This window comes from Microcystis sp. M20BS1, from assembly GCF_020245305.1.
Lineage (GTDB): Bacteria > Cyanobacteriota > Cyanobacteriia > Cyanobacteriales > Microcystaceae > Microcystis > Microcystis ichthyoblabe_A.
Window position 1 is genome coordinate 1 of record NZ_JADBUZ010000217.1, and the last position, 13,263, is coordinate 13,263.

The 13,263-nt window shown below is 41.2% G+C and carries 13 protein-coding genes; 4 read left to right on the forward strand and 9 right to left on the reverse strand.

Going from position 1 to position 13,263, the window contains the following annotated elements; translation table 11 throughout:
- Positions 1-561: 561 nt before the first annotated feature.
- From IM507_RS20670 to IM507_RS20685, 4 genes are read right to left on the reverse strand one after another with little or no spacing between them, the layout of a single operon-like run.
- Positions 562-900, reverse strand: coding sequence for a hypothetical protein (locus IM507_RS20670; protein WP_287637661.1), 339 nt, complete (start codon positions 898-900; stop codon positions 562-564).
- Positions 875-1,351 carry a retropepsin-like aspartic protease gene (locus IM507_RS20675; RefSeq protein ID WP_272014788.1) on the reverse strand — a complete coding sequence of 159 codons (477 nt, stop codon included), beginning with the start codon at positions 1,349-1,351 and terminating at the stop codon, positions 875-877. Before IM507_RS20675 ends, IM507_RS20670 begins: the two co-directional genes overlap by 26 nt.
- A 27-nt stretch (positions 1,352-1,378) precedes the next feature.
- Positions 1,379-2,293 carry a response regulator gene (locus IM507_RS20680; protein WP_287637663.1) on the reverse strand — a complete coding sequence of 305 codons (915 nt, stop codon included), beginning with the start codon at positions 2,291-2,293 and terminating at the stop codon, positions 1,379-1,381.
- 36 nt (positions 2,294-2,329) lie between these two features.
- Positions 2,330-4,156 carry an ATP-binding protein gene (locus tag IM507_RS20685; protein ID WP_287637664.1) on the reverse strand — a complete coding sequence of 609 codons (1,827 nt, stop codon included), beginning with the start codon at positions 4,154-4,156 and terminating at the stop codon, positions 2,330-2,332.
- A gap of 209 nt (positions 4,157-4,365) precedes the next feature.
- On the opposite strand from IM507_RS20685, the gene IM507_RS20690 reads away from it, so the two are divergent.
- A complete protein-coding gene (locus IM507_RS20690) occupies positions 4,366-4,824 on the forward strand; it encodes a response regulator (protein WP_353847180.1) in 459 nt (152 codons plus the stop codon).
- On the opposite strand, the gene IM507_RS20695 is transcribed toward IM507_RS20690, so the two are convergent.
- The gene (locus tag IM507_RS20695) at positions 4,825-5,007 is read right to left on the reverse strand and encodes a hypothetical protein (RefSeq protein ID WP_002734024.1); all 183 of its coding nucleotides are present in this window, start codon (positions 5,005-5,007) and stop codon (positions 4,825-4,827) included. It abuts the gene before it with no gap.
- Positions 5,008-5,331: 324 nt separating this feature from the next.
- On the opposite strand from IM507_RS20695, the gene IM507_RS20700 reads away from it, so the two are divergent.
- The 3 genes from IM507_RS20700 to truB all read left to right on the forward strand — a co-directional run bounded on the left by IM507_RS20700 (position 5,332) and on the right by truB (position 9,238).
- Positions 5,332-6,903 (forward strand): hydantoinase B/oxoprolinase family protein, encoded by a 1,572-nt coding sequence (locus IM507_RS20700; RefSeq protein ID WP_287637666.1) that lies wholly within the window; start codon positions 5,332-5,334, stop codon positions 6,901-6,903.
- Between the two features lie 127 nt (positions 6,904-7,030).
- Entirely contained in the window at positions 7,031-8,065 is a 1,035-nt protein-coding gene (gene tsaD, locus IM507_RS20705) for a tRNA (adenosine(37)-N6)-threonylcarbamoyltransferase complex transferase subunit TsaD (RefSeq protein WP_190537155.1), read from the forward strand.
- A gap of 291 nt (positions 8,066-8,356) precedes the next feature.
- Entirely contained in the window at positions 8,357-9,238 is an 882-nt protein-coding gene (truB, locus tag IM507_RS20710; protein ID WP_130757462.1) for a tRNA pseudouridine(55) synthase TruB, read from the forward strand.
- 128 nt (positions 9,239-9,366) lie between these two features.
- Here truB and IM507_RS20715 read toward each other — a convergent pair whose 3' ends face one another.
- The 4 genes from IM507_RS20715 to IM507_RS20730 all read right to left on the reverse strand — a co-directional run bounded on the left by IM507_RS20715 (position 9,367) and on the right by IM507_RS20730 (position 13,058).
- Complete coding sequence (locus IM507_RS20715; protein WP_123230837.1) at positions 9,367-9,639, reverse strand: winged helix-turn-helix domain-containing protein; 273 nt, start codon at positions 9,637-9,639, stop codon at positions 9,367-9,369.
- Between the two features lie 101 nt (positions 9,640-9,740).
- On the reverse strand, positions 9,741-10,787 hold the full coding sequence (gene hisC, locus IM507_RS20720; protein WP_123230838.1) for a histidinol-phosphate transaminase: 1,047 nt from the start codon (positions 10,785-10,787) through the stop codon (positions 9,741-9,743).
- Positions 10,788-10,888: 101 nt separating this feature from the next.
- Positions 10,889-12,109, reverse strand: a complete 1,221-nt coding sequence (gene ispG / locus IM507_RS20725) for a (E)-4-hydroxy-3-methylbut-2-enyl-diphosphate synthase (RefSeq protein ID WP_287637668.1) — start codon at positions 12,107-12,109, stop codon at positions 10,889-10,891.
- Between the two features lie 34 nt (positions 12,110-12,143).
- The gene (locus tag IM507_RS20730; protein WP_287637669.1) at positions 12,144-13,058 is read right to left on the reverse strand and encodes an alpha/beta fold hydrolase; all 915 of its coding nucleotides are present in this window, start codon (positions 13,056-13,058) and stop codon (positions 12,144-12,146) included.
- Positions 13,059-13,263 lie beyond the last annotated feature (205 nt).

Here is a 13,263-nt window from a genome sequence, read left to right on the forward strand (position 1 = left end):
GTCGGCAAGCTCAAACGCTCCAGTTTCGATGTCGATCGCCACAATTCTCCCCTGATTTCCCTCCTCCACTTGAGAACGTACCTGAGATTCATAAATCTCATTACCACGTCGAGCGAATTCTTCTTTGCTGTAGCGGGGTTGTCGAACTGTCATTGAAGAGACCCTGGGGCAACTTTTGCCCTCTATTTTAACCTAAACATTGGGAATTTTCGCTAACATTCCCCAACTGGGCCCACAAGAGCGGCATCGCACTTTAACCCACAGCTTCAATCCATGGGCATGGTGCGTTCCCCAAAATCGATCGCTGGAGCAGTAGGACTTGCATTAGGGAACGCACCCTACAAGATTGGCGATCGCACTATTGTATTTAGATTGTAAGACGGATTCGATGGTGGGTGCTGTTATGGTGAGTTTTAACTAGCTGCTTATGGCTGATTGTCTCAGTCAAGGGGACAATTTGCTAACTGGGAGGGCGAGTTTCTAACGTAGTAGGTTTTCTTTTCTACAATCGTATAGCACCACTCAGATTAGTCTTCTTTACTCATAAGTCAACTCCGTTGCTTATTTCTGATCGATTCTTAGGAAAGATGCATAAGCATTCCCAAACCAGCCTAAAACCGTGTAGAAGGGATTGGTAATATAGTCAGGTACTTTTTCACTCCTATAGAAAACAGCATAAATAACCATAGTTAATAAGCAAACTACTAAAATGATTGCCAAAATCCAATTTACTCCAAGAATTATTCTATTCTTGTTCTTCGTGTCAACATTAGGAGATAATTCTTGCTCTTTTTCTTGAGCTTTTTTTCTGCCAAAAGCTTCAACTTTTACGATACGAATAGTACGCCCGTCAATTTCTCCCAGAAAAGTGTATTTAAAAAATCTGACAATTTGTTTCATCACAAAACCCCCATAGTCTGTTTTTAAAATTAAATACAACTTTGTATAGATCTAAAAAATCTCTACCAATTAAAGCATATTCTTTGTCTGGTAATGATACAATCTCTATCTCCCTTTCTATAAAATTTATTTGTAAATTTTCTTGTCCATTGCTTTCCGATTTTTCAGATTCGATCAGCCTTACGCAAAGACGATATGCTTCACATTCACGTCTTGAACCATCTGCATTTTCCATTATAATAGGATAAGTCTCAAATTCGTTTATACTTCTCCTTCTAAGGGCATTAATTGTCGATTGAGGCACAACAGTCATTTCTGCCCCAGTATCAACAATAGCGTTAACTGTCTCTCCTTGTGTATCGCCTTCATAATCATCTAGAGGATTATAAATGACGATTGATACTTCTGGACAAGCATACTCTTCTGACTGCAGATTGCCAAATTGATACATAAATTCAATCCCCCCAGAGTTCATTTGTTAAATTTTCTTGATTTTGGAATATCCACTTGGTGCTTTGACAACTCTTGTTTTTCCTGATTTTGTAACTTTTGTAAAAAGCCGCCTTTGCTTAGGATAATTCTCCCTTATTAATTTCAGCAGTTCTTGTTCATCTGTAATTTTTGGAAAAACTTGCTCGCCACCTACAAAAGCAACATACTTGCTTTCGTATTTTGCCAACCACTCCCTATCTGATTGACATTTTTCGTATGCTTCAAAATTGCCATCTATATCTGTAGGTATAGATAATGTAGCACTTGTATTTTTTGCCGGTAGTTGTTCAAGTTCAAGTTTTTGTCGATCTCTTTCTAATTCTAACTTTTCTTTTTCAGGCAGTTCAATAGATATAAGTTTTTGTCGATCTCTTTCTAATTCTAACTTTTCTTTTTCAAGCAGTTCAATAAATATATTTCGATACTCATCATCACTATTCTTAATTTTATTCTGTATTTCATCAATGAGTTGCCGCAAGCGATTTACGAATGCTGTTATAATGTGGCGAGCATTTTCTTTTAGGCTAGTCCCCTTCACTTCATAAATCACCAAATTATTGTTTATTTTTTCTGCTCGAATTTTATAGCTTGGATGTGCGGAAAATATTGCTACAGGTATGTCTTTATTTATATTATTGATCTTTTCCAAAGCTGTTAAACCTTCAGTAGGATTATCTCCAATTTTATTGTCAATAATATAAATTGCTGCTTCTCCGTTTTTGGCTAAATCAGCAACTTCATCACTGTTTCTTGCCATTTTGACTATCCAGCCTACTTCTCCTTCTATAACCTCTTTAATGGCTTCTTTTACGGCTAAACTATCTTCCATTAATACAACTTCTTTTTCTCTTTTCAATACTGCTCTGCACATAGATCGATTATCAAATATTGCTGCTGACATTTTAATTCTCCTTTTGTTGTGTTTTTACATTATAGATCAAAGTTGATACCACTTGAGTGGAATATTTACAAAAAATGTGGTTCCCTTGCCAACGGTGGAGTCGTAGTATATTTTACCACCATGTTCGCGCAGGATTTCACTGACGACATACAGCCCCATGCCTGTACCTCCTTCAGATTTGCGAGTCGAAAATCCTTTTTTGAAAACTTCATCTTTGATTTCATTGGGTATGCCTGATCCATTGTCTTCAATGCTAATCTGTATATATTCTATACCATCAGATGTCACAATGAAAGTTTTGATGAAAATCTTTGCTTTTTTGGGCTTGGCTTTTTCAATCGCTTCTATCGCATTGGCAATTAAGTTGTGGATGATTTGCTTAAATTTCGTTTCGTCAACCTCAATGATTGGTATGGTTTTGTCTGGTATAATTACAACTTCAATGTCTCTAGAAGCCAAATCAAAAAACTTGGCAGCCTTTCTTACTAAGTCATTAATATCGATAGCGGTAGGAACGCTAGATTCTGATTCAAATTCAGATCTTATACCTTCTATACGCCTGTCTATCCATTCTATTTGCTCACTAACAATTCGCTCTTTTTCTCTATTACTTTTGCCACTATCATTCAACAGTTTTTGTAGGTTATAAGAGATGTCAATTAATTCATTCTTATATTCGTGAAGGAAGCTCTTTAAATTAGTGTCAAATCCTTGAGCATAAACCTTATTGTGGAATTCACGCTTTTCATTTTCTAATTCTATTCTTTCTTTAGATAACTCTTCTTTGTACTGAACTATGTATATAATCGCAGCCGTCAAAAATGATATGGTCCTCAAAAATGATTTATCGCTATCATAAAATTCACGCTTGTAGCCAGTGTAAACAGAGATAGTGCCAACAACATTACCTTCAATTGAAAGTGGTACACACGCATGAGATTTTAAGCTATTTTTTTCTATCCATGTTTTATTAAAATATGGTTTTTTGTAGTTTTCAATATCATTGATATACTCGGCAGTGTTGGTTTTAAATACTTGTCCTACAATGCCATCTACCACTTTTACTGGCTTATTGTCGCGTTCTCCACAAATATCATTTGTTGTAGATATTTTGACGATTTCTAATTCATTGTTTTTATTCTTGATACGCAAGATACAAACCTTATAAGGAGTCAGATCTGAAACCAGATCATCGGCAATTGATTCTAGTATTTTTGTAAATTCATTTTGATTGAATTTATGCTCCGCTCCTAAAGATATAATTTCTTGAGTGATTTTATTATATTCTTCTAGATTTTTCCTTCTACCAAAATCTGATATGATCTTAGAAACAGTGGTGCTAATTAGCATTAACCAGGATAAATCTTCATTTTGGAATCCATTGCTGTCACTTTTATTTAACACTTCTAATGTACCAAAAGTTCTATTCAAGCCATTGAGAGGAACTGAAATACCGCACCTTAAATATCCTAAAGTATCCTGGTATTCTTTGCCATACTTCATATCTGGAAAATCTCTCATAATATTATTAGAATATTGTGGTTCTCCATAAGTTGAATCCAATAAATCTAAGCCAGTAGGAGGTACTGCCTTTCCAGAAAAACTTTCGTCAGGTTTGTAAGTTTCGTCAGCCAGCCATGACGCAGGGAGAGGATTACCCTCTCTATCAACGCCATCAATACCAAAGCGTTTGAGGACACCATCCTTAGAAAAAAGAAAAATCGATGCCACTTGCACGTTTAATTTCTCGCGCACTTCTTGCAGTGCTACCTGTATGGCTTCTTCCTGACTCTTACAGCGGATGAGAGTCTTGCTGACTTGATTGAGACTGCGAAGCTGTATTAGTATCTGTTCTCTCTCCATAACCAGCGCCTCACTACTACTCTGTAAATGGCTACAATTTTAAATTCCGGATTTCGGATTGTCAGCGGTAACTTTACAAAAGTTTACGGTAGGGTTTCATACATTATAACTTCGTCCATTGCATCACATAAACCGAAGAACCTGAATTGGGGTGATGGGGTGATGGGAAGTGTCGTGAAGTGAAGGCAAAAAGACAAACAGCCTCTACAATGATAAAAGGTGAGACCTCTAGGGAATGCAAAATAATTATAATGAAGCCAAGAGACCTAATTAAAGTCTTAATTGCTGACGATCAAGAGTTAACCTGTTTAGGACTCAAGATTTTAATTTCCCAGCAGCCGCATTGTCAGGTGGTCGGAATTGCGGTTAATGGTCAACAGGCGATCGACTTGGCGAAAAGTTGTCAACCAGATGTAATTATTTTAGATATACAGATGCCTGTCTTAGATGGACACAGCGCCGCTATTCAAATCAAACAATTCGACCCTTATATTCGCATTATCGCCTATAGTTCCTTGCCAAAGCTTCCAATGGAAAAAAATAATCAAAGTATAGCTTTTGACCTATACTACCCTAAAGATATATCTTCCCAAGCTCTGATCAAAGCGATCGATGACTTGGGAAAATTAGCACAATCGGACAAACATCAATCCCGTCGAGTCGGATAGTTAACTAAGTTTTTCTTCAGGAAAAGTTGCTTGAAACTCATCGAGCAATTCATCTAACTCCTCAAGAGCTTGATTAACATCCAATCTCAGGCCGCCAATGTCGGGTTTATCGCGCAATTGCAGTAAATAATCGCGTTTATTAGCCATTTGTTTCACTTTATCGATCAAGCTGGTTTTATCCATAATTCACCCTCTGGTACTGACTGCGATTATATCTCAGTCAGCCCCTATCAGTGGCTCTCCTGCAAAAATCAAAAATCTTCTCTTGGGTGAGGAGACAGGAGGTTCCCAGGCTCTCTTGGGTTTGGTGGGTAAAATGTGTTCTAAGATATAGTCTGGCGAGCAAGTGGAATGAACCACAGAGACACAAAGGACACAAAGATCGCTCCTATGCAAGTTAAACTGATCACACAAAGAATAAGAGAGCCACTCCGACAGAGGAGGATAAAAAAGACAAGAGACAGCTAACTGATAACTGATAACTGATAACTGATAACTGATTTTCCTATGTTCCCTGTAGATTTTCACCGCTCAGAAATAACTACCGTTGCCGATCCTATTTATCTAGAAATCTTTAAAAATCTCTATCAATTTATTGCCGAAGAAATGGGGATTACTCTCCAAAATACGGCAGCAAGTGTCAATATTAAAGAGCGCCTAGACTTCTCCTGTGCTATTTTTGATGAGGTGGGAAATTTAATCGCTAATGCTCCTCATATTCCCGTCCATTTAGGCTCTATGTCCGATAGCGTTAAAAGCTTAATTCAGGATAAAGGTGAGACGATTCGTCCGGGGAATGTTTATCTGGCTAATAATCCTTATAATGGCGGTACTCACCTGCCAGATGTCACAGTAATTAGTCCTATTTTTGACCGCCAAAATCAGGAAATATTATTTTATCTTGCCTCCCGGGGACATCAAGCTGATATCGGTGGCATTACCCCCGGTTCTATGCCTCCCCATTCTGTCCATATTAGCGAAGAAGGAATTTTATTCGATAATTTTTTGCTGGTAGCAGCGGGACAGTTTCGGGAACAAGAATTAATTAATCACTTAACTAATAGTCCTTTTCCTGCACGCAATATCGCCCAAAATATTGCCGATTTTCAGGCACAAATAGCCGCTAATGCCAAGGGGGAAAGAGAATTACATAATATGGTTGAGCGCTACGGATTAGCTATGGTTAAAGCCTATCAACAGTTCGTTCAAGATAATGCGGAATTAGCGGTGAGAAAAGCTATATCTGTCTTAAAAGATGGTGAATTTACTTATTATCTGGATAACGGTGCTGTCATCAAGGTCAAGATCACCATAGATATTGATAATTGTCAAGCAACCATCGATTTTACTGGCACATCTGACCAGTTAAATAATAATTTTAATGCACCCCTAGCAGTGACAAGAGCGGCGGTTTTATACGTTTTTCGTACCCTTGTGGAGGAGGCAATTCCTTTAAATGCTGGCTGTTTCAAACCCCTCCATTTAATTATCCCATCTGGCTGTTTTCTTAATCCCGTTTATCCAGCGGCCGTAGTAGCTGGAAATGTGGAAACTTCCCAGGCCATAGTTAATGCTTTATACGGTGCTTTAGGCATTCAGGCAGCCAGTCAAGGAACGATGAATAATTTCACTTTTGGCAATCAAAAGTACCAATATTATGAGACTATTTGTGGCGGTTCTGGTGCGGGGGCAAATTTTGCGGGAACTGCTGCCGTACAAACCCAGATGACTAATTCCCGTCTCACCGATCCAGAAGTATTAGAAATGCGTTATCCTGTATTAGTGGAAAGTTTTAGCATTCGCCCCGATAGTGGCGGTAAGGGACAATATTCTGGAGGTGATGGTGTCATTAGAAGAATTAAATTTCAAGAGTCCATGACTGCTAATATTTTATCGGGTAATCGCCAGATTCCCCCCTTTGGACTGGCGGGAGGAAAAGCTGGTAAAATAGGACGTAATGCCGTGGAAAGAAACGATGGAACTATCGAAGAATTGCCCGGTACTGCGACTGTAGAAATGAACCCCGGTGATATTTTTATTATTGAAACCCCCGGCGGTGGTGGCTATGGAAATTGCTGAACGATAACTTTAATTTTAATTAAGTACCTAAGCAAAATTAAGTAAGTGGTTATAATTAAATTAAAGATGGATACCCCCTTAATCCCCCCTTAATAAGGGGGGTGTCTGACGATTTACTGATTAAATCATGACAATTATCTTAGCGATCGAAACCAGTTGCGATGAAACGGCTGTGGCTATTGTTAACAATAACCAGGTGTTGAGTAGTGTGGTTTCTTCTCAAATTGATCTCCATCGTCCCTATGGCGGTGTTGTGCCAGAAATGGCCTCCCGACAACACCTAGAAACCATTAATTTTTGTCTAGAAAAAGCTTGGCAAGAAACGGGGTTAACTTGGTCAGAAATTGATGGGATAGCCGCCACAGTTGCTCCCGGTTTAGTAGGTGCTTTAATGGTGGGAATGACGGCAGCCAAAACCCTGGCTATTATCCACGATAAACCCTTTATCGGCATTCATCATCTCGAAGGTCATATCTATGCTTCCTATCTCGCTGAATCTGATCTTAAACCTCCTTTTTTATCTCTTTTAGTCTCCGGGGGTCATACCAGTTTAATCCATGTGCAGGCCTGCGGTAAATATCAACAATTAGGAACTACTAGAGATGATGCAGCTGGAGAAGCTTTTGATAAAGTGGCACGATTATTAAACTTAAGTTATCCCGGAGGTCCGATCATTGATCGCATTGCTAAAGATGGTAATCCCCAAGCTTTTCCCTTACCCGAAGGTAAAATATCTTTACCAACCGGCGGTTTTCATGCCTATGATTCCAGTTTTAGCGGTTTAAAAACTGCTGTTTTGCGCTTAGTAGAGAAATTCGAGCCAGATAATTTACCTGTAGCTGATATAGCCGCTAGTTTTCAAGATACGGTGGCCAGAAGTTTAACCCGTCGGACCATCAATTGTGCCTTAGATTATGGCTTAAAAACTATTGCGATCGGGGGAGGAGTAGCTGCTAATAGTGCCTTAAGAAATCATCTGGAAACTGCCGCCAAAAATCATGATTTAACCGTCTATTTTCCGCCACTTAAACTCTGTACAGATAACGCCGCTATGATTGCTCGCGCTGCTGTTGATCATTATGATCTTGGTCATTTTTCTGACCTTTCTATCGGTGTTCGTTCCCGTTTACCTTTAAGCGAAGTTATGCAATTATATAAGTAGGGTTTGCGGCAAAAAGGTTTTCGGTGGGGGCAGGGTGTAGGGTGTAGGGTGTAGGGTGTAGGGTGTAGGGTGTAGGGTTTTAACTATTTTCAGCATGAAGCCCAACGCCCGATCATGTTACGCTACCGCTAACCCATCCTATAAATAATTGCGCCTCCCTACTTAATACGTCAGATTTTTAGATATCAGCCGTCAGTATTCAGTATTCAGTATTCAGAATTGAGGAGATTGCTTTTATCTATTCTCCCTGTCTCCCCACCCCACTTCATAATTCATAATTGATAATTTATAATGTTTGGCTTTTTAAATCTCAATAAACCCCCCGATTGGACTTCTCACGATTGTGTGGCCAAAGTCCGAAAAATTCTTAAGACAAAACGAGTCGGCCATGGCGGAACTTTAGATCCTATGGCCACGGGAGTTTTACCGATCGCCGTCGGGGCTGCCACCCGATTACTGCCCTATTTACCCGAAAATAAGGCTTATCGGGCAAAAATCCAGTTAGGACTCAGCACCGATACCGATGATATTACCGGAAAAGCGATCGCTACTTGTCCCTGGCCCGATTTAACTTTAGAGGCAGTTAAGCCGCATTTAGCGGAATTTATTGGCAATATTGCCCAGATTCCACCGATGTATAGTGCTATTCACCAGGATGGTCGCCGTCTTTACGAATTGGCACGCAAAGGGGAAATAATCGCAGTGGAGCCTCGTCATGTCAAAATTGACCAAATTACAGTTTTAGACTGGTTAGAGGGCGAATTTCCACAAATAGAGCTAGATATTCACTGTGGATCGGGGACTTATATCCGTTCCCTGGCCAGAGATTTGGGCAAGGTGTTAGCTGTGGGTGGCACTTTAGCCAGTTTAACTCGCACGGAAAGCTGTGGTTTTCAATTAGCCGATAGTATTAATCTGGAAGCTTTAATGGCTAATTCCGAGGCTTTAATTTCGCCTCGCATTGCCTTGGCACATCTAGACTGGATTTCTTTGACATCAGAAAGAGTTATCGATTGGTTTCACGGCAGAAAAATTAATCTCACCGATACAAATGTTATGATCGGTTCTCTGGTTGCCGTGGAGTCTTTAGAAGCTCAATTTCTCGGCATTGGTGAGATAGTTGTCCGAGAAGATGAATACTGCCTACAGCCTAAAATAGTTATTCAGCAATAGGGGTAATAATTAGGGTCTGCTGAAAAAGTTTTTCGTGGGGACAGGGTGTGGGGTGTGGGGTGTGGGGTGTGGGGAGAATAAATAAAATAATCTCCTATCTCCTGACTCCTGACGACCGACTCCTAACCCTAACAACAGTTTTTGATTTTTACAAGAGGTCTAGTATAAACCCACTGATTATCATTTTTTCTGGCCACGATTTTTTTAGAAGCAACCAAAGATTTTAGACAAAGATTGAGCATAGAAACGGGACGATTTAAGCGCTCACTCAATTCTTGAACTGTGATTCCTTGGGGATAAAATTGCATAAGTTCAAAAATTTGTGCGCTAGTATTTAATCCTTTTGTCGGACTAATAATCTTGATAGCCAAGGCTAGTAATCGGGAGAAACGACAGGCCATTAGACCCTTGTTTGTCGCTGCTTTGTTCCGATCAATCTAGCCTTTTTTTCGAGAAGTTATTAGGGTTTAAAATGCTAATAAAACTCTGACGAAAATAGAGATTAATTTGTTCCCATAATCTCTTGAATAGCAGATAAAAGGCGATCAATCTCCTCATCAGTGCCGATAGAAATCCGCACATAATTCTGAATGCGAGGATGTTTAAAATATCGCACTAATATCTGACGGTCTTTGAGTTGATTATATAACTCACTGGCACTAATCTGGGGGGGAGAAGCGAGGATAAAATTAGCTTCCGAGTCAAAAACAATAAATCCCAACTCCCGCAAAGAAGTAATTAAACGGCTGCGGGTTTGACGGACTTTTTGCCAAACTTGCTCAAAATAATTATGGTGTTTTAAAGCTGCTGTGGCTAAAGTTTGAGCGATGCGATCTAAATTATAGGAATCACGCACCTTATCCATCTGTTCGATAATGGCCCCGGAAGCAAAACCGAAACCGACTCTTAACCCCGCTAAACTATAACTTTTCGACATGGTACGACTAATGATGACATTATCGTAACGGGAGAGAAAATCGAGATGATTGTCATCACTAAAATCCACATAAGCTTCATCAATTAATACCAATCCCGATGCATTAGCACAGGTTGCCTCTAAATAGTCGCGCTCAAGATGTTTCCCGACGGGAGGATTAGGAGAAGCTAGAAAAATTAATTTCGCTTCCGGACAAATAATCGGTCCGGCTAATTCAAATTTATCATTAGTGGGAAATTCGATAATATTTGCCCCGTGTACCCGGGCAATTGTCTCGTAAAGGGAATAGGTTAAATCCAAAAAAGCGACACTTTCGCAAGGGTTAACAAAAGTTCGCAGGGCGATATTAAGTATATCATCGGAGCCATTACCCGCGATTATCTGATCGGCTGCTATGCCGTATAATTCCGCCGCCGTTTGCCGTAACTCTTTGGAGATAGGATCGGGATAGAGTCGGACTTTCTCTAATTGCTCTGGCAGGTGGGCAAAAATTTCCGCCGGTGGGGGATAGGGATTCTCATTGGTGTTAAGTTTGGTAAATCCCGCGCTTTGGGGCTGTTCTCCCGGAGTGTAAGCGGGGGTTTGACGAACACAATCGCGTGTAGGTAGCATGGACTCTCTGGGGCGGCAATTTCTAGCAAGCTTTCCATTGTAACAAATTCTCGCCGATGATCGGGGGTTGAATCGATGTCAACCCCTACTGGTAAAACTAATTAAGGTTCTACCCAACGGCCATCGGCTTTAATTAAATTAATCAACTCGGTTACACCTTCACTTTCGGGGACGCGTTTAATTTCCTCGCGACCGCGATAAAGGGAGATATAACCGGCCTGTTTCCCCACATAACCATAGTCTGCGTCGGCCATTTCTCCCGGTCCATTGACAATACAACCCATAACGGCGATATCGAGTCCGGTGAGGTGTTTAGTCGCTGCGCGCACTTGCTGCAGGACATCTTCTAAATTAAAAAGAGTGCGACCACAGGAAGGACAGGCAACGTATTCGACCATGGTTTTCCGCAGTCCCAGGGCCTGGAGAATGCTGTAACAGACGGGAATTTCCTTTTCGGGAGCTTCCGTCAGAGAAACGCGAATCGTATCACCAATACCGTCCGCTAAGAGAGTGGCAATCCCGGCAGTGGATTTAATTCGTCCGTATTCCCCATCTCCTGCCTCAGTAACCCCCAAATGTAGGGGATAATCCATACCTAACTCGTCCATGCGCTTAACCATGAGACGATAGGCGGCCACCATCACCGGCACGCGGGAAGCTTTCAGGGAAACCACTAGATTGCGAAAATCGAGGGATTCGCAGATGCGGATGAATTCTAAAGCCGACTGTACCATTCCTTCGGGGGTGTCGCCGTAGGTAAAGAGCATTCTTTCGGCCAGAGAACCGTGGTTAACGCCGATTCGCATCGCTTTATCTTGATCTCGCAGGGAAACTACTAAAGGTTTCAGAGTTTCGGCTATTTTTTCGCCAATTTCATCAAATTCTGCTTGACTGTACTCGCTGCGGTCGGCTTTCGGTTTCTCGAAAACGTACAAACCGGGGTTAATCCGCACTTTATCGACGTGCTTGGCCACTTCTAGGGCGATTTTCATGCCGTTGTGATGTACATCGGCTACTAACGGCACAGGTTGATAGGTGGCGAGCAGTTTTTCCCTAATTTTAGCTAAAGCGGTGGCGTGGGACAGACTCGGCACGGTGACGCGGACAATTTCACAGCCGATTTCATGGAGGCGACGGATACCGGCCACGGAACCATCTATATCAAGGGTATCCTCGTTAATCATCGACTGCACGACCACGGGATGACCACCACCGATGGTAACGCTACCTACCCGGACGGGACGGGTTTTGCGTCGGTGAATCGTGGTGTCGAATTCGGAGGCAGTTGCGGGGGGTTTGAGCGTCGATTCCAAGGTTTGCATAGGACTATCACCAACAATCACTCTCCCTATTCTCTCAAAGAACAGCAACAGATTCTAGCCACTCTAATAAAATTGGGTTAAAACGGTCAGGACATTCATCCTGCAAACAATGACCGGCCCGGTCAAATTCTACATATTTAATCCTAGGATTAAGGGAGACAAAACCCTCGGCTAACTGGACGGGAACCATCCGATCTTGTTTGCCCCAACACAATAAAATCGGGATTTGTAAACGTGGTAAAATTAGCTTTGCTGGTGGACAATATTCGGGATGATTGACAGCTTGTGCTAGGGAAATAAAGGCCTCCGCTGCCCCCTCATCTAGGGTTGGGGCGGCGATAATTTGTACTAATTCCTCGCTGACTGCTTTCTTGTCTTCGTAGGCGATTCCTGTCCATTTTTTCAAGACTTGCGGACGACGCAGATAGTAAAATATCGGTTTTAATAGCCAAGGAGAAGTGAAAAAGTTTTCGATGGGAGTGACGATATTTAATAACCAATCGGCGATCATTTCCCGCCGACGGCTGACATCGGGTAAACTGAGCATAACTAATCTGGCTACCATTTCCGGGTATTTACCCGCTAGGGCCATACTAACTAAAGAACCGATCGAATTTCCCACTAATACCACCGGTCTATTGATAAAAGTTTGCCAGAAATCGTGTATCTGTTCCACCCAGAGATTAACGGTATAGGGAACCTGCACTTTACGCGAACCACCGAAACCTAATAAATCTACTGCGTAAACTCGATGATTTTGGCTGAGAATAGGAATATTATGGCGCCAATGTTCGATCGCCGCTCCAAATCCGTGCAGTAAAATTAAAGGGGGTTTATCGGCATCTTGGCGGTTTTTTGCCGGCATAAAACTATAACGAATTTGCCAACCGCGCCACACCCAATCCCGTTGATAACCGATGCGTTCTGTCCAAGCTGGTGAAATTGTCACTTAAGTCAAACAATTAAGAGGTTTTCAGGAAATATTACTCTAAGTAGGTAGGCGTTAAAAATTATCAGATGCCCCCCTTATTAAGCTATCCATTAGTCAGATCTTTCTTAACAAAAAGAGAAGAAACTTAAAAAAAGGGGAAACGATTGATAGGTATAGTTTTGAAAGAAGGAATTAAGGTGGAGGTAAGCAAAAAAATGGAGAA